Raw genomic sequence first — 17,316 nt, forward strand, 5'->3', positions numbered from 1 at the left:
CTTCTTCAGAGCAGGCCGAGATTGGTCTCGAGTTCGTAGCGGGTGACCACCGTGCGGTAGGACTCCCATTCCGCGCGCTTGTTGCGCATGATGTGCCCGAAGACCTGCTCGCCGAGCAGATCGGCCATGAACTCGGACTCCTCGGCCAGTCGGATCGCCTCGTGCAGGGAGCCCGGCATGGGCTCGTGCCCGGCCACGCGGCGCTCGGCGCTGGACATGGCGCCCAGATCGTCCGACTCGACCTCAGGCAGCTCCAGCTCGTCCTCGATCCCGCGAAGGCCGGCGGCCAGCACGCCGGCGTAGGCCAGGTACGGGTTGGCCGCCGAGTCCAGGCCGCGGTACTCGATGCGCGCGGACTGCACCTTGTCCGGCTTGTACAGCGGCACCCGCACGAGCGCGGAGCGGTTGTTGTGGCCCCAGGAGACGTAGGAGGGAGCCTCGTCGCCGCCCCACAGCCGCTTGTACGAGTTCACGAACTGATTGGTCAGGATCGCCATCTCCGGGGCGTAGCGCAGCACGCCGGCGATGAAGTGCCCGGCCACGCGCGAGAGCTGGAACTCGGCACCCGCCTCGAAGAACGCGTTGGTGTCGCCCTCGAACAGGGAGAAGTGCGTGTGCATGCCCGAACCGGGGTGATTGCCGAACGGCTTGGGCATGAAGGTCGCGTACGAGTCGTGCTTGAGTGCCGACTCCTTGACGATCGTGCGGAACGTCATGATGTTGTCCGCAGTCTGCAGCGGATCGGCATAGCGCAGGTCGATCTCGTTCTGGCCCGGGCCGGCCTCATGGTGGGAGAACTCGACGGAGATGCCGACCTCCTCGAGCATGAGCACGACGTCCCTGCGGAAGTTCTGCACCACGCCGCCCGGGGTGTGATCGAAGTAGCCCTCGCTGTCCACCGGCGTGGGCTCACCCGTGGCAGGATCCAGGCGCGAGGACTCCAGGAGGTAGAACTCGATCTCCGGGGAGGTGTAGCAGGTGACACCCTGCTCGGTGGCCTTGGCCAGCACGCGCTTGAGCACGCCGCGGGGATCCGCCATGGACGGCTCGCCGTCCGGGGTGAGGATGTCGCAGAACATGCGGGCCGTGGGCTGATCCTTACCGCGCCACGGCAGGATCTGGAAGGTCGAGGGATCCGGCTGCAGGAGCATGTCCGACTCCGTGACCCGCGAGAAGCCCTCGATCGAGGAGCCGTCGAAGCCCAGTCCCTCCTCGAAGGCCGACTCGACCTCCGCCGGGGCGAGCGCCACGGACTTGAGCGTGCCCGTCACGTCCGTGAACCACATGCGCACGAAGCGGACGTCGCGGTCCTCGATGGTGCGCAGCACGAACTCCTGCTGACGGTCCATGGGGTCTCCTTATGGCTCGAGTGCTCGCCCCAGGGCGAGGGGTCGTCGCCGATGACGACCCGGTGCGGTGCCGAGTCCCAGCCTATCGGCAGGCTCGGACGACGACCCGGCGCGCCGCGTCCGACGCGTACCCTGGCATCATGACTGATGCAGCCTCCTCGGATCATGCCTCCGTTCGCCCGGACTCGGCGCCCTACCCCAACAGCGCTTCCGTTCCGGCGGGCGCCGCCGAGCGCAGCGCACCGGGGCTGCGCAGCGTGGGCCGGGTGCGCACCCGGCACCTGCAGGAGGCCAAGGAGGCCGGCGAGCGCTTCACGATGCTCACGGCCTACGACGCCATGCTCGCCGAGATCTTCGACTCCGCGGGCATCGACACCCTCCTGGTCGGCGACTCGGCCGGGAGCACGGTCTTCGGGCAGTCCTCGACGCTGCCGGTGACGCTCGAGCAGATGATCATGCTCTCGGCCGCGGTCTCCCGCGCGACCCGTCGCGCCCTGGTGATCGCCGATCTGCCCTTCGGCTCCTACGAGGAGTCTCCGCAGCAGGCCGTGCGCTCGGCGGTGCGGCTGCTCAAGGAGGGAGGGGTCCACGCGGTGAAGATCGAGGCGGACGTCGCGCTGGCCGAGCACGTGCGCGCCGTGGTGCGCGCCGGGATCCCGGTGATGGGCCATGTGGGCTTCACCCCGCAGTCCGAGCATGCCCTGGGCGGCTACCGGGTCCAGGGCCGCGGCGAGACGGCCCGACGCGTCCTCGACGACGCCCTGGCGCTGCAGGAGGCCGGTGCGTTCTCCGTGCTGCTCGAGATGGTCCCGGCGCAGACCGCGCAGGAGGTCGACGCCGCCCTGGACGTGCCGACCGTCGGCATCGGCGCAGGGGCTGCGACCACCGGGCAGGTGCTCGTGTGGCAGGACCTGCTGGGTCTCAACGGCGGACGCGTCCCGCGGTTCGTGCGTCAGTACGCCGCTCTGCGCTCCACGATCACCGACGCCGTGACCCGCTACGCCGACGATGTCCGCGACGGCTCCTTCCCCGGGCCCGAGCACACCTTCTGAAGCTGCCCCTGAGCAGGTCCGAGCCGGCCAGGCACGTGGCCTGAGAGCTCAGCTGCGAGGCACGGGACGACGAGGGCCCCGACGGCAGCGCTGCCGTCGGGGCCCGTCCACGTCCTCGGAGCAGACGAAGCCCGCTCAGTCGTCGCGGAACTCGCGCTCCTTCTCGTCCCAGGCCTTGGACTTGGCCGCCGCGGTCTCCAGCGCCCTGCGCGCCTGGGCCTCCGAGGCGTACGGGCCCAGCAGCTGGCTGTAGTCCGACTGCTGGCCCCGCTCGATCTGACCGCTGCTGAGGTTGTACCAGTACTCCATGATGCGACCTGCCTTCCCGGTGTCGTCGTGCGGCCGCATGGCTCCAGGGCCCTGCGGCCGGCTCGCTGCGCGAGCGCTTCCGCTGCCCAGTATCCCCCACCGTGATCCGCACGGTCTGCTCCGTCCGCGCACGCCGCCCCGTTGCCCGGTCGACCGGTCCCGCAGCGGCGTCGGCCCGGAGAACTAGGCTGGGAGGAAGACCACCCGACGCAGCGCCGTCGAGAACCCCTGACCAGAAGGAGCGCCGATCCCCGTGTCCAGCCCGTCCCACAACCTCCCCGCCGAGCCCGGCGCCGCCCCGCTCGGGCGCCTGCGCCCCGGAGCCATCGGGAAGTCGCGCCAGGTGCCCGGCGGCATCGTCCGGCCCGAGTACGTGGGCAAGAAGGATCCCGACGAGGGCAAGTGCTCGAACATCTACACCCCGGAGGAGATCGAGCTGGTGCGGGCCGCCGGCACGATCGCCGCCGACGCCCTGCAGGAGGCCGGGAAGGCCTGCGTGCCGGGCACGACCACCGATGAGCTGGACCGGATCGCCCACGAGTACATGTGCGATCACGGGGCGTATCCGTCCTGCCTGGGCTACCGCGGCTTCCGCAAGTCGATCTGCACCTCGCTCAACGAGGTCATCTGCCACGGCATCCCGGATTCCACCGTGCTCGAGGACGGCGACATCATCAACCTCGACGTCACGGCCTACAAGGACGGGATGCACGGCGACACGAACGCCATGTTCCTGGTGGGCGAGGTCGACGAGCAGTCCCGCCTGCTCGTGGAGCGGACACGGGAGTCGCTGAACCGCGCCATGAAGGCAGTGCGTCCAGGCCGCGAGATCAACGTCATCGGACGGGTCATCGAGAAGTACGCCCAGCGCTTCGGATACGGCGTGGTCCGCGACTTCACGGGCCACGGTGTGGGCCACGAATTCCACACCGGGCTGATCATCCCGCATTACGATGCCGCGCCCTCCTATGCCACGGAGATCGTTCCGGGCATGATCTTCACCATCGAGCCCATGCTCACTCTCGGATCCATCCAGTGGGAGCAGTGGGACGACGACTGGACGATCACCACCGCCGACAGGCGGCGCACCGCCCAGTTCGAGCACACCATGGTGGTCACCGAGGACGGCGTGGATGTCCTGACGCTGCCCACGGCCGCCTGAGCCTGCACCGTCCATCGAAGGGAGCCGACATGGCCGCCAAGAAGACCCACGCCAAGCCCGCGGAGAAGATCACCGCCGAGGACGTCGTCAAGGACTCGGGAGTCCGCGACGATGACACCACTCCCCCGGCCCCGTCCGCGGGCTCGGCCTCGAGCGCGCGTCGCTTCATCGGGATCGATGTCGGCGGCACCGGCATCAAGGGCGGGATCGTCGACCTGGAGGTCGGCGATCTGATCGGGGAGCGCTACCGCATCCCCACGCCGCAGCCGGCCACGCCGGAAGCCGTCGGCAAGGTCATCGGCGAGATCGTCGCCGTGCTGCAGGACCGCGAGGGTGCCCCGGAGCCGGGATCGCCCATCGGCGTGATCGTCCCGTCGATCGTCAAGAACGGCGTGACCAAGCTGGCGGCCAATATCGACGAGTCGTGGGTCGGGGCGAACATCGCCGAGACCTTCTCCGAGACGCTGGGCCGTCCGATCGCCGCCCTCAACGACGCCGACGGCGCCGGTCTGGCCGAGGCCCGCTACGGCGCCGGCAGGGGCGTCGACGGACTGGTCATCATGCTGACCCTGGGCACGGGCATCGGTGCCGCCCTGATCATGGACGGGCATCTGGTGCCCAACGCCGAGCTCGGGCACCTGGAGCTCGACGGCCACGACGCAGAGACCCGGGCCTCGGCCGTGGCGCGCGAGCGGCAGGAGCTGTCCTTCAAGAAGTGGGCCACGCACCGCCTGCAGCCCTATTTCGAGCACGTGCAGATGCTGTTCTCCCCCGACCTGTTCGTGGTCGGCGGCGGCGTGTCCAAGAAGTCGGACAAGTTCCTGCCGCTGCTCGAGCTCGAGACCCCCGTGGAGGTGGCTCAGCTGCGCAACAACGCGGGCATCGTGGGCGCCGCCCTGTGGGCGGAGGAGGATCAGCGCCGCCACGCCGCGGGCTGAGTCCGGCTCCCTCCCGACAGTGCCCGGGCCCCGGCAGCATCCGGGCATTGCAAAGGCCCGTCAAGGTTCGCGGCTTCCCCTCCGCAACCCCTGACGGGCCTTATGCACTCACTGTACAGGCCGTCTCCGATCCCCGGCAAGGCGGTGATCGCCGAGGGCGGAACCCGCGGCGCAGCCCCAGGTCAGGCCCGGGATGCTCCCGTCACAGCAGTCGCTCCTGCTCGGGGCTGTCCTCCGTCTCGGCGGGTGCGGCGGAGCGTCGTCGCTGCGCGGACGTGCGCCGCTCGGCGGAGGGGGCGGTGCGACGCTTGGAGCGCCGCGGTGCGGTCACCTCGTCGTCCACGAGTGCCTGCTGGCCGATGGCCTGAGCGGCGCGCTCGGAGCGCAGCACCTCGATGGCGTTCTCGAAGTCGTCCAGGTCGCTGAAGGCCTGGTACACGGAGGCGAAGCGCAGATAGGCGACCACGTCCAGCCGGCGCAGGGGCTTGAGGATGGCCAGCCCGACCTCATCGGCTTCGATCTCGGCGATCCCGGCCGCGCGCACAGATTCCTCGACCTCCTGGGCCAGCTTGGCCAGGTCGTCCTCGTTCACGGGTCGGCCCTGACATGCCTTGCGCACGCCGGAGACGATCTTCTGCCGTTCGAACGGCTCGGTGACCCCCGAGCGCTTGATCACGGAGATGGTGGTGGTCTCCATGGTCGAGAAGCGCCGCTTGCACTGCGCGCACTGGCGGCGGCGCCGGATCGCGGCGCCGTCGTCGGTGGTGCGCGAGTCCACGACCTTGGAGTCGGGATGGCGGCAGAACGGGCAGTGCACGCTCAGCCCTCCGTGTCGGCGGCGTGCGCGGCGTCCTGCGCGCGCACCGTGACGGCCACGCCGTGATTGGGCAGGTCCTCTGCTTCGGCCAGTGCGGTGATGGCCGGCTCGAGCTCCAGCAGGGCCTGCTGGTCGTACTCGATGACCTGGACGGCCTTCATGAAGCTCGTGGTGCACAGCCCCTGGGCGTGCACCGCCGACCCGCCCGTGGGCAGCACGTGGTTGGAGCCGGCCGCGTAGTCCCCCAGCGGCACCGGGCTGTACGGGCCCACGAAGATCGCCCCGGCGTTGCGCACCCTGGCCGCCACGGCGCGCGGATCCTCGGTGTGGATCTCGAGGTGCTCGGCGGCGTAGGCATCGGCCACGGCGATCGAGGCCTCGAGGCTGTCGGTGAGCACCACGCCGGACTGCTCGCCCTCCAGCGCCGTGCGGATGCGCTCGGCGTGGCGCGCCGTGCCGGCCAGCTCCACGATGGCCTCTGCGACCTGCTGCGCGATCCGCGGGCTGTGGGTGATCAGCACCGACCCGGCCAGCGGGTCGTGCTCTGCCTGGGAGATCAGATCGGCGGCCACGTAGCGCGGCTGAGCGGTCTCATCGGCGATCACGGCGATCTCGGTGGTGCCGGCCTCGGCATCGACGCCCACGACCGAGCGCAGCTGGCGCTTGGCGGTCGCCACGAACAGGTTGCCCGGCCCGGTGATCGTGTGCACGGGCTCCAGGACGTCACGGCGGTCCTCGCCCTCGTCGACCACGCCGTGGGCCATGGCGGCCAGGGCCTGGGCCCCGCCGATCGCCCAGACCTCGTCCACGCCGAGCAGCCCGGCGGCGGCCAGGATCGTGGGATGCGGCAGGCCGCCGAACTCGGCCTGCGGCGGCGTGCACAGCACGACCGACTCGACGCCGGCGGCCTGCGCGGGCACGACGTTCATCACGACCGACGAGGGGTAGACGGCCAGACCGCCCGGCACGTAGAGGCCCACGCGCTGCACCGGGGTCCATCGGTGGGCCAGGCGGGCTCCGGGAGCGACCTCGATCTCGGCATCGGCCGGGCGCTGAGCGGCGGCGAAGGCGCGGCAGCGCTCGATGGCCGATTCGAGACCCGCGCGCACGGCCGGATCGAGCTCGCGCACGGCCTGCTGGATCTGCTCGGGATCCACCTTGAGGCGTTCCTGGGCGACCCCGTCGAAGCGCTGGGCGTAGTCCCGCAGGGCCTGCGCGCCGCGCTCGCGCACGTCCGCGATGATCGCCCGGACGGTGTCGTCGGCGTCCTGACGGGCGACGTCGGTCTGCCGAGGCACGACGGCGCGCAGCTGCGCCCAGGCCAGGTCCTGGCCGCGCAGATCGATCGTGCGCAGGACGGGACCGGCCCCGTTCCCGGCGCGGTCCTGGGACGAGGCCGCAGCAGCGGGGTCGGCGGAGGGCACGGGGTTCTCAGGATTCGCGTTCACGGCGTCCATTCTAGGCCCCGGGCGATGACGGCCCCGGGAGCACCGGCCCCCTCTGCGACGGGCTCAGCCCTCCAGGCAGGCGGGGCCCAGCAGGACCTTCAGATCGCCGAAGAACGCCGGTCCGGCCTCGACCCGGTACTGCGGCGGCAGCTGCCAGACCTGCGTGGCCCGCTGGGTCCCGACCCGAAGCCGGACCTCCGAATCGCCGCGGTGGCTGCGCAGCACCGAGGCGAGCTCCCCGACGGTCTGCTCGTTGAGCCGGCGCTCCGGCACCGTGATCGTGACCGGACCGGCGTGGCCCTCCGGGTGGATCTCCGGCAGGGTCAGCTCCATGGCGGACATGGACACGGAGCCGTCGTCGCGCTTCTGCACGCGGCCCTTGATCGAGCAGATCAGGTCCTCGGCCAGCACTCCCGCGATGGGGGCGTAGACCTTGCCGAAGAACATGATCTCGACGGAGCCGGATCGGTCCTCGAGCTCGATCCGGGCATAGGCGTTGCCCGAGGACTTGGCGATCCGGCGCTGGACCGAGGTGATCATGCCGGCGACCGTGACGATCGCCCCGTCCGGCTTGCCGCCGTCCTCGGAGAGCACCTGCTGCACCGAGGTGTCCGAGTGCTCGGCCAGCGCCTGGTCCAGCCCGCGCAGGGGGTGATCCGAGACGTAGAGCCCGAGCATCTCGCGCTCGAAGGAGAGCATGTCCTTGCGCTCCCACTCCGGCAGGTCAGGGACCTCGACCTGCAGCCCCTCGCCCTCCGACTCGGCGGTGTCCCCGCCCATGGCGAAGATGTCGAAGGTGAACTCGCCCTTGGCCTCGTTCTTCTTCTGGGACACGACGTCGTCGATGGCCTGCTCGTGGACGTCCACGAGCGCCCGGCGGGTGTGCCCGAGCTGATCGAAGGCCCCCGACTTCACGAGCGACTCGATCGTCCGCTTATTGCACACCACGAGCTCGACCTTGGAGAGGAAGTCGTTGAAGGACGTGAAGGCCCCCTCCGACGTGCGAGCGCGCACGATCGCCTCCACCACGTTGGCGCCCACGTTGCGCACCGCGGCCATGCCGAAGCGGATGTCCTCCCCCACGGGCGTGAAGTTCACGACGGACTCGTTGACGTCCGGTGGCAGCACGGTGATGCCCATGCGGCGGCACTCGTTGAGGTAGAGCGCGAGCTTGTCCTTGTCATCGCCCACCGACGTCAGCAGCGCGGCCATGTACTCGGCCGGGTAGTGCGCCTTGAGGTAGGCCGTCCAGTAGGAGACCAGTCCGTAGGCGGCGGTGTGCGCCTTGTTGAACGCGTAGTCGGAGAACGACTCGAGGACGTGCCACAGGGTGTCGGCGGCCTCCCGGGAGTACCCGTTCTTCTCCATGCCGCCGAAGAAGAAGTCCTTCTGCTTGTCCAGCTCGGACTTCTTCTTCTTGCCCATGGCTCGGCGCAGCAGATCCGCCTGGCCCAGGGTGTAGTCGGCGACCTTCTGCGCCACGGCCATGACCTGCTCCTGATACACGATCAGGCCGTAGGTCAGGTCCAGGATCTCGGCCAGCGGCTCCTCGAGCTCCGGGTGGATCGGGGTGATCTCCTGCTGGCCCGTCTTGCGCAGGGCGTAGTTGATGTGCGAGTTCACGCCCATGGGGCCGGGGCGGTAGAGCGCCAGCACAGCGGAGATGTCCTCGTACTGGTCCGGGCGCATCATCTTCAGCAGCTGGCGCATGGGGCCGCCGTCGAGCTGGAAGACGCCCAGCGTGTCGCCGCGGGCCAGGAGGTCGTAGGAGGCCTTGTCGTCGAGAGCCAGCCCCTCGAGGTCCAGGACGAAGCCGTCGCGGTTGTGGGTGATGTTCTCCAGGGCGTCGGAGATGATCGTGAGGTTTCGCAGCCCCAGGAAGTCCATCTTGATCAGCCCGAGCCCCTCGCACGTGGGGTAGTCGAACTGGGTGATGATCTGCCCGTCCTGCTCGCGGCGCATGAGCGGGATGATGTCGATCAGCGGGTCCGAGGACATGATCACGCCGGCGGCGTGCACGCCCCACTGGCGCTTGAGCCCCTCGAGGCCCTGGGCCGTCTCGAAGACCTTCTGCGACTCGGGGTCCTCCTGCAGGACCTCTCGCAGCTCGGCGGCCTCCTCGTAGCGCTTGGCATCCTCGTTGTAGACATCCGCCAGGGAGATGCCCTTGCCCATGATGTCCGGCGGCATGGCCTTGGTGAGCTTCTCGCCCATGGAGAACGGGTAGCCCAGCACGCGCGAGGAGTCCTTCAGCGCCTGCTTGGCCTTGATGGTGCCGTAGGTGACGATCATGGCCACGCGCTCGTCGCCGTACTTCTCGGTGACGTAGCGGATGACCTCCGGGCGGCGACGATCATCGAAGTCGATGTCGAAGTCCGGCATGGAGACGCGCTCGGGGTTCAGGAAGCGCTCGAAGATCAGCCCGTGCTCCAGGGGGTTCAGCTCCGTGATGCGCATGGCGTAGGCGACCATGGAGCCTGCACCGGAGCCGCGCCCCGGACCCACGCGGATCCCCTGGGCCTTGGCCCAGGTGATGAAGTCGGCCACCACCAGGAAGTACCCGGGGAAGCCCATCTGCAGGATGATCCCCTTCTCGTACTCGGCCTGATCCCGCACCTCCGAGGGGACGCCGTCCGGGAAGCGGAACTCCAGGCCGCGGTCGACCTCCTTGGCGAACCAGGACTCCTCCGACTCGCCCTCCGGGACCGGGAAGACGGGCATGAACTTGCCGACGGTCTCGTCGAACTCGACGTGGCAGCGCTCGGCGATCTCCAGCGTGTTGTCGCAGGCCTCCGGGTAGTCCCGGAACAGATCCCGCATCTCCGCGGCCGACTTGAGGTAGAACTCGTCGGCATCGAACTTGAAGCGCTTGGGATCGGCCAGCGTGGAGCCGGACTGCACGCACAGCAGGGCGGCGTGCGCCTTGGCGTCCTCGGCATTCGTGTAGTGGAGGTCGTTCGTGGCGACCAGGGGCAGCTGGAGGTCCTTGGCCAGCTTCATGAGGTCCTGGTGGACGTCCTTCTCGATCCCCAGGCCGTGATCCATGATCTCGCAGTAGAAGTTCTCGGGGCCGAAGATGTCCCGGAACTCGGCGGCGGCGTCGATCGCCTCCTTGTACTGACCCAGCCGCAGACGGGTCTGGATCTCCCCGGACGGGCAGCCGGTCGTGGCGATCAGGCCCTTGCCGTAGCGGTTGAGCAGATCCCGGTCCATGCGGGGCTTGTAGAGCTGGCCCTCCAGGGAGGCGTAGCTCGAGGCCCGGAACAGGTTCTGCATGCCCTCGGTGGTCTCGGCCAGCAGGGTCATGTGGGTGTAGGAGCCGGCGCCGGAGACGTCGTTGCGGCCGCCGTCGGCGAACTTCACGCGCGTGCGATCGGCGCGTGCCGTGCCGGGGGTCAGGTACGCCTCCACGCCGATGATCGGCTTGATCCCGGCCTTGTTGGCCCGCGACCAGAAGTCGTAGGCGCCGAAGACGAAGCCGTGGTCGGTCGTGGCCAGCGAGTCCATCCCCTGGGCGTGGCAGGCCTCGAACAGATCGTCGAGTCGAGCGGCGCCGTCGAGCATGGAGTACTCGGTGTGCACGTGCAGATGCGTGAATCCCTTGCCCTGAGTCATCGCGAGGATCCTATCCGCAGCCTCCGACGCGACAGGGGCCGACACCGCTGCCGCTGATCACGGACCCCTCGTGCGGCGCCGCCCCGGACGACGACGGCCCCGCCGAGTCAGGAGGCCAGCAGGCCTCAGCGCGGTCCGCCGTCGCGCAGGGTCTCCAGCGCCCAGCTCAGATCCGCGGGAGGCTCGGACGTGAACGTGACCCGCTCCCCCGTCCCCGGGTGCTCGAAGCCCAGACGCTGCGCGTGCAGCCACTGGCGGGTCAGGCCCAGGCCCGCCGACAGGGCGGGATCGGCGCCGTAGGTGAGGTCCCCGGCGCAGGGGTGCTTCAGGGCGCTGAAGTGCACGCGGATCTGGTGCGTGCGCCCCGTCTCCAGGTGGACCTCCAGCAGCGTGGCGCGCCCGAAGGACTCCAGCGTCTCGTAGTGGGTCACGGAATCGCGCCCACCCTCGATCACCGCGAAACGCCACTCGTAGTCGGGGTGCCGGGCGATCGGCGCCTCGATCGTGCCCCTCATGGGATCGGGCATGCCCTGCACGACCGTGTGGTAGATCTTCTCGACCGTGCGCTCCTTGAACGCCCGCTTCAGCGCCGCGTACGCCCGCTCGGAGCGGGCTACGACCATGAGACCTGAGGTCCCCACGTCCAGGCGATGGACGATGCCCTGGCGCTCTGCCGCCCCGGAGGTGCTCACGGTGATCCCGGCGCCGGCCAGGGCGCTGAGCACTGTGGGGCCGGACCATCCCGGCGACGGATGCGCGGCGACGCCTGCGGGCTTGTCGATCACCACGATGTCGTCGTCCGCGTGGATCACGGAGAAGCCGTCGACGGTCTCCGGCACGATCACCGACAGGTCGATCTCCTCGGGCATGAGGACGTGCACCGCAGCTCCCTGAGCGAGCTTGCGGGACTTGGCGATCGGCGCGCCGTCGACCTCCACCTCCTGGGCCTCGAAGAGCCTGCCGGTCGCGGTGCGCGACAGCCCGCTGAGCTGGGACACGATCGCATCGGCCCTGGCGCCGGCCAGCTCCGCCGGGACCTGCAGCTCACGCGACTCGCGCTGCGGGGACTGGGACGCCGCGCTCATCGGGCAGCCCCCTCACTGGAGGCATCGCCGGCGGAGGAGTCGTGGTCGACGACGCGATCCTGAGCCGAGTCGGTGCGGGGGGCTTCGGCGGATCCCGTGCCCTCGGTCCCGGGGCGATCGCGCCCGGAGCGGGTGCCGTCGGGCTCGCGGCCGAAGAGGATCAGCGTCGCCGTCAGGATGACGCCCACGACCACTCCGGAATCGGCGACGTTGAACACCGCGAAGCCCTGGACGTGGATGAAGTCGACCACGTGCCCGTTGGGGAACCCAGGCCAGCGCAGCAGCCGGTCCGTGAGGTTGCCGGTCGCCCCGCCGAGCACCAGGCCCAGGCTCAGTGCCCAGGCCAGCGATCGCACCCGCGGCAGATAGACCAGGATGCCGACCGAGACGATCGCCATGATCGCTGTGAACACCCAGGTGAAGCCTTCCCCCATGGAGAAGGCCGCACCGGGATTGAGGATGTAGTGCCACTGCAGCAGGCCGTCGATCACCGGGATCTGCTGGCCCAGCGTCATGGTCCGCTCCACGAGAGCCTTGGTCCCCTGATCCAGCCCGTAGACCACGACGGCGCACAGCAGCGCGAGGATCAGCACAGCCCCCCGGCCCCGTCTCCGTGCGGCGCTGCGGGTCTGCTGCTCAGGGGCGGGTGAGGACATGTGGCTGTGCACCGGGCTCTCTCGCGGGAAGCGGATCGAGGGCGGTCCTGTGCGGACCGGACGGGGTCGAGGAAGAGCAGACGCCGCGCACCGACCCGGTGACGGGGAAGGCGCGCGGCGTCAGCTCAGATCAGCGGGCGTCCGAGGAGGACTCGGGAGCCAGCGACGGAGCGGTCTTGATCTCCTCGAGCTGCCCGCCGATGAACTCGGCCAGACGCTCGCGGTAGGACGACTCGAAGCCACGCAGATCCGAGACGGCGACCTCGAGATCGCGGCGCTCCTCCTCCAGGGAGGAGAGGACCTGGGACTTGGTGGTCTCGGCCTCCGAGACGAGGCCGTCGGCGCGGGTGCGGCCCTCGTCGATCAGACGATCGCGCTCGGCGCGACCCTCGCTGACGTACTGGTCGTGCAGCTTCTGGGCCATGGCGAGCACGCCGGCCGCGCTCTCGGCCGAGGCGACGTAGGAATCCTCAGCGGGCTGGGCAGGAGCCGGGGCCTCCCCGGCCGGGGCCGCAGCGTCGCCGGGGGCCTCGGGCTGCTCGGCGACCGGAGCGCTGACGGGCTCGACGGTCTCCTGCTCCTGCGCGGAGTCCTGAGCCGAGACGGCGCTCGAGGTCTCAGCCTCCGATGCGGCCGTCGAGGCGTCCGCACCTTCCAGGCGATCGCGCAGCTCGGCGTTCTCCTGATTCAGCCGACGAAGCTCGACGACGATCTCGTCCAGGAAGTCATCGACCTCGTCCTGGTCGTAGCCCTCGCGGAACTTGGTCGGCTGGAAACGCTTGTTGATGACGTCTTCCGGGGTCAGAGCCATGGAATATGCCTCTCCTCATAGCAATGGGGTCGAGTTCCGCCGCACGATCCGGGAACCCCCTTTCGGACAACGAGATCCGCGGGTCCGGTACCTGCTAGCCCTGCAGGAGATGCCTCCGCGCGACGTGCCCCGACACTGGGGGCCTTCGACGGATCAGACTACATGCTCGGCAGGGATCGGAGACTGGTGGACCCGTCCACGGTTGTGATTGTGGCCCAACTGTCAGCTGAGCCCGAGCTGCGGCCCATCTGAGCGCACTCGAGCGGCGAGGCGAACCGGATGATCTCAGGCCGACACCAGCAGGGAGATGCAGACGCTCTCCAGGATGACCAGCCCGAAGATGAGGATCATCGACGACAGATCCAGGGCGATCCCGCCGAGGCGCAGCGGCGGGATCAGCCGCCGCAACGGGTTCAGGATCGGATCCGTCACGGCGTAGATGCTCGAGGCCAGCACCAGGGAAGCCCCCTGGGGGCGCCATCCGCGCGCGAAGGACTGGATCATGTCCACGGCGAACCTGCCGAGCACGACCAGGATCAGGACATGCACCAGCAGGTAGAGGATCGCGAAGACGACCGTCATGGCGCTCAGGCCTCTGCGGCGTCGAGGTCCTCGTCCGGGCCGACCGAGGAGTCGACGACCTCGACGTAGGACGGGGTGAGCAGGAACACCGTGGTGGTCACGCGCTCGATCGATCCGTGGAGGGCGTAGACCAGCCCGGCGGCGAAGTCCACGAGGCGCTTGGCCTCGGCCTCGGCCAGATCGCTCAGGTCCATGATGACGGGAGTGCCGTCGCGGAAGGACTCGCCCACCGACTTCGCGTCGTTGTAGGAGCGCGGGTGGACGGTGGTGATGGTGCGCATGTCGTCTGCATCCTCTCGGGATGTCGAGGGGGCACGCTTGATCGGCGTGACGGGGGCTCGGTACTCGGAGTCTCGGCGATGCTCGCGCGCGGGCCGGGTGCGCGACTGCTCGGCACCGCGGCGCTGCGACGCGGACTCGCCGTCGCGGGGACCGCGATCGGCGGGCTCGCCGCGACCATCGGATCCGCGGTCCTCGGACGCGCGGCGGGGGCCGTCGTCCAGGGAGGGGCGGTCCTCGCGCGGCTGCGCCGGGGCGGAACGGCGCTCGGGCCGCTGCGGGGCGGGCGATCGGTCGTAGTCCTCGTCGTGGCCCTCGGGCTCGGCCAGGCCCAGACGGATCATGGCTCGGCGCATCGACTGGCTCACGCGCGACCCTCCTCGCTCTGATCTGCACCGCGGTGCAGATGATGGTCTTCGACTCCGACCGTCCCGGCGGTCCGCATCGGCAGGGCGCGGTTCGCGTCCTGCGGCGGGCTCGGCCCGATGCCGCCGGGCCCGGAAGGATCAGCGGCGGGGAGGTCGACCGCCAGGCTACCCGACTGTCCTGCAGCGCCACGTCAGACGTGCCGGTCGGATGCCCGGAGTGCGACTCAGGACACGGCCAGCGCCGCCCAGCGCGGCGAGGCTGCGTTCAGCCTTGCTCAGGACACGGGGACGACGATGCCGGCGATCCGGCCGCTGGAGGGATCGCGGCGATGGGAGGACAGTCCCTCGTTCTCGAGCGTGCAGCGCGGGCTGTCCTCAGCCACGACCTCGACCTGCACTCCGAGCTGCTCCAGCTGGCGCGCAGCAGCGCCGGGCAGGTCGAGCCCCGGGGTGCCCCAGCGGGTCGTCGTGCGGATGCCGGGAAGGCTCTGCTCCGACTCCTCGGCCATCTGCTCGGGCACCTCATAGCACTGCGCGCACACGCACGGGCCGATCTGCGCGCTGATGCGCTGGGCCCCGCGCGCGCGCAGAGCCTCGACGACCGCCGGAAGGACGCCGTCGAGCAACCCGCGCCGACCAGCATGGGCGACGGCGGTCAACGGCGCGGCGCCGGCGCGCTCGGGCTCGCCGACCAGCACCACGGGCACGCAGTCAGCGACCATGACGGCGAGCGGGCGTCCTGCGGTGGAGACCGCGGCGTCGCCGGTGCAGACCTCCCCCGGGGCCGCCGCATCGGCATCGACCACGTGGGTGCCGTGCACCTGATCCAGATAGAGCACGGAGGAGGGATCCACGCCGAGATCGATGGCCGCGCGGTCACGACGAGCGCGCACCGCCTGGGGGTCGTCGGGGACATGAAGGCCCAGATTGCCGAGGTCCCTGTCGGTGAACACGGTGCGGACGCCGAGGCGCTGAGACGAATGCCAGTACATGGGCCCGACCCTAGTCGCACGCACCTGACGACACGGTGGACACCGAGCGGCCGCTTCGTCACAGCAGCGAGAGCTCGACCCCGCTGCGCCCATGCCGCTCGGCGGCAGAGGGAACACCAGCACGCCACTCGACGGGCGGCGGCATCTGCCGGAGAGGTTCGGCGGCTATTTCGCGGAGCCCAAGTGCCACAAGTGGCCGAGCCCCGCCCCGAAGTGGGCTCTCGGGGACTTCAGCGGGCCACGGCGACTCTGCTGACCGTGCGACGGCTCGGGCCGGGACGAGACGAGGGCGGCGCCCCGACCGGTCGGTCGGGGCGCCGCCCTCGTGCTCACGACATCGCGGGATCCGCGATGTCAGGACCTCACTTGAGGAAGTCCGGGAAGTCCAGCGAGTCCTTGCGGCCCGAGGACTTGGGAGCGCCGCTCTCCGGCGGGAGGTCGACGTCGAAGCCGGCGTCGTCCGGGACGTCGTCGTTCGACGGGGCAGAGGACGCCGGGCTGGAGCCCCACGAGCCCGACTGCGAGCCGCCGAAGCCCGAGCTCTGACCGCCGCGCTGAGCGGAGGAGCTGGAGGCGGTGGACGGAGCGCCGGCACCTGCGCCGAAGGCGGCGCGGGTCGAGGCGGCCTGCTGCGCGGCCGGCGAGTTCGCGTTGGCGTTGGTCTCCTGCGACAGGGAGTCGAAGCCCGCCGCGATCACGGTGACGCGGGCGCTGTCGCCCAGGGCGTCGTCGATGACCGCGCCGAAGATGATGTTGGCCTCCGGGTGGGCGACCTCCTGGACCAGGCGAGCGGCCTCGTTGATCTCGAACAGGCCGAGGTCCGAGCCGCCCTGGATGGACAGCAGCACGCCGTGGGCGCCGTCGATCGAGGCCTCGAGCAGCGGCGAGGCGATCGCCAGCTCCGCGGCCTTGACCGCACGGTCCTCGCCCTGCGCCGAGCCGATGCCCATGAGCGCGGAGCCCGCGCCCTGCATGACGGACTTGACGTCCGCGAAGTCGAGGTTGATCAGACCCGGGGTGGTGATCAGGTCGGTGATGCCCTGCACGCCCGACAGCAGCACCTGGTCCGCGGACTTGAACGCATCCAGCATGGACACGTTGCGGTCCGAGATGGACAGCAGGCGGTCGTTCGGGATGACGATGAGCGTGTCGACCTCGTCGCGCATGGTCTCGATGCCGTTCTCGGCCTGGTTCGAGCGGCGACGGCCCTCGAAGGTGAACGGACGGGTCACGACGCCGATGGTCAGCGCGCCCAGCGAGCGGGCGATGCGCGCGACGACCGGAGCGCCGCCGGTGCCCGTGCCGCCGCCCTCGCCGGCGGTCACGAAGACCATGTCGGCCCCCTTCAGGACCTCCTCGATCTCCTCGTGGTGGTCCTCAGCGGCCTGACGTCCGACATCCGGGTTGGCGCCGGCGCCGAGGCCGCGGGTCAGCTCACGGCCGACATCGAGCTTGACGTCGGCATCCGACATCAGCAGCGCCTGGGCATCCGTGTTGATCGCGATGAACTCCACACCGCGGAGTCCCTCCTCGATCATGCGGTTGACGGCGTTGACGCCGCCGCCGCCGATGCCGACGACCTTGATGACGGCCAGATAGTTCTGGGGCGTGGTGTCCATGATCACCCTGTCTTGATTCGGGGCCGCCGACCTGTATCGACGGTGGGGTCCGCGCTGACCCCTCAGTCTCAACCTTCGATCCAAGGTCGAGATATATGCCTGAGGGCTCATGCTCTGATTTCCGAGTCAGCCTAACAACCGAGGAGGCGTCGCCACGAGTTCGCGGCGCGTGTTGTGCGCATTGAGTCCCCTGATTCGGGGGCACCCCTTCAACACTCACCTGAGGGTCGAAGG

Annotated in this window: 15 protein-coding genes; 3 read left to right on the forward strand and 12 right to left on the reverse strand. The window is 69.9% G+C overall.

What is annotated here, in order from left to right; genetic code table 11:
• Positions 1 to 5: 5 nt before the first annotated feature.
• Complete coding sequence (locus RF645_RS09640; RefSeq protein ID WP_006214852.1) at positions 6 to 1,349, reverse strand: glutamine synthetase family protein; 1,344 nt, start codon at positions 1,347 to 1,349, stop codon at positions 6 to 8.
• 140 nt (positions 1,350 to 1,489) lie between these two features.
• Between RF645_RS09640 and panB the strand changes: the two genes are divergently transcribed.
• Positions 1,490 to 2,401: a 3-methyl-2-oxobutanoate hydroxymethyltransferase gene (panB, locus tag RF645_RS09645; protein ID WP_006214851.1), complete on the forward strand. Its 912-nt coding sequence runs from the start codon at positions 1,490 to 1,492 to the stop codon at positions 2,399 to 2,401.
• A gap of 135 nt (positions 2,402 to 2,536) precedes the next feature.
• On the opposite strand, the gene RF645_RS09650 is transcribed toward panB, so the two are convergent.
• A complete protein-coding gene (locus tag RF645_RS09650; protein ID WP_368818982.1) occupies positions 2,537 to 2,749 on the reverse strand; it encodes an SPOR domain-containing protein in 213 nt (70 codons plus the stop codon).
• 214 nt (positions 2,750 to 2,963) lie between these two features.
• On the opposite strand from RF645_RS09650, the gene map reads away from it, so the two are divergent.
• Complete coding sequence (gene map / locus RF645_RS09655; RefSeq protein WP_137802314.1) at positions 2,964 to 3,872, forward strand: type I methionyl aminopeptidase; 909 nt, start codon at positions 2,964 to 2,966, stop codon at positions 3,870 to 3,872.
• Positions 3,873 to 3,901: 29 nt separating this feature from the next.
• A complete protein-coding gene (gene ppgK, locus RF645_RS09660) occupies positions 3,902 to 4,810 on the forward strand; it encodes a polyphosphate--glucose phosphotransferase (RefSeq protein ID WP_006214848.1) in 909 nt (302 codons plus the stop codon).
• A 202-nt stretch (positions 4,811 to 5,012) separates the two neighbouring features.
• Here ppgK and nrdR read toward each other — a convergent pair whose 3' ends face one another.
• The 10 genes from nrdR to ftsZ form a co-directional block, all read right to left on the reverse strand.
• On the reverse strand, positions 5,013 to 5,627 hold the full coding sequence (gene nrdR, locus RF645_RS09665) for a transcriptional regulator NrdR (RefSeq protein WP_006214847.1): 615 nt from the start codon (positions 5,625 to 5,627) through the stop codon (positions 5,013 to 5,015).
• 2 nt (positions 5,628 to 5,629) lie between these two features.
• Entirely contained in the window at positions 5,630 to 7,075 is a 1,446-nt protein-coding gene (hisD, locus tag RF645_RS09670) for a histidinol dehydrogenase (protein WP_368818983.1), read from the reverse strand.
• Between the two features lie 63 nt (positions 7,076 to 7,138).
• Positions 7,139 to 10,690, reverse strand: coding sequence for a DNA polymerase III subunit alpha (gene dnaE / locus RF645_RS09675; RefSeq protein WP_006214845.1), 3,552 nt, complete (start codon positions 10,688 to 10,690; stop codon positions 7,139 to 7,141).
• A gap of 125 nt (positions 10,691 to 10,815) precedes the next feature.
• The gene (locus RF645_RS09680) at positions 10,816 to 11,775 is read right to left on the reverse strand and encodes an RluA family pseudouridine synthase (RefSeq protein ID WP_368818984.1); all 960 of its coding nucleotides are present in this window, start codon (positions 11,773 to 11,775) and stop codon (positions 10,816 to 10,818) included.
• Complete coding sequence (gene lspA, locus RF645_RS09685; protein WP_368818985.1) at positions 11,772 to 12,431, reverse strand: signal peptidase II; 660 nt, start codon at positions 12,429 to 12,431, stop codon at positions 11,772 to 11,774. Before lspA ends, RF645_RS09680 begins: the two co-directional genes overlap by 4 nt.
• A 130-nt stretch (positions 12,432 to 12,561) precedes the next feature.
• Positions 12,562 to 13,242 (reverse strand): DivIVA domain-containing protein, encoded by a 681-nt coding sequence (locus RF645_RS09690; RefSeq protein WP_368818986.1) that lies wholly within the window; start codon positions 13,240 to 13,242, stop codon positions 12,562 to 12,564.
• Positions 13,243 to 13,527: 285 nt separating this feature from the next.
• Entirely contained in the window at positions 13,528 to 13,824 is a 297-nt protein-coding gene (locus RF645_RS09695) for a YggT family protein (RefSeq protein WP_006214841.1), read from the reverse strand.
• A gap of 5 nt (positions 13,825 to 13,829) precedes the next feature.
• Complete coding sequence (gene sepF / locus RF645_RS09700) at positions 13,830 to 14,471, reverse strand: cell division protein SepF (RefSeq protein WP_368818987.1); 642 nt, start codon at positions 14,469 to 14,471, stop codon at positions 13,830 to 13,832.
• Positions 14,472 to 14,746: 275 nt separating this feature from the next.
• On the reverse strand, positions 14,747 to 15,463 hold the full coding sequence (locus tag RF645_RS09705) for a polyphenol oxidase family protein (protein ID WP_006214839.1): 717 nt from the start codon (positions 15,461 to 15,463) through the stop codon (positions 14,747 to 14,749).
• Positions 15,464 to 15,825: 362 nt separating this feature from the next.
• On the reverse strand, positions 15,826 to 17,082 hold the full coding sequence (ftsZ, locus tag RF645_RS09710; RefSeq protein ID WP_024290293.1) for a cell division protein FtsZ: 1,257 nt from the start codon (positions 17,080 to 17,082) through the stop codon (positions 15,826 to 15,828).
• Positions 17,083 to 17,316: the final 234 nt, after the last annotated feature.

Origin of the sequence: Kocuria sp. CPCC 205260 (genome assembly GCF_040981045.1) — a bacterium.
GTDB classification, from domain to species: domain Bacteria; phylum Actinomycetota; class Actinomycetes; order Actinomycetales; family Micrococcaceae; genus Kocuria; species Kocuria palustris.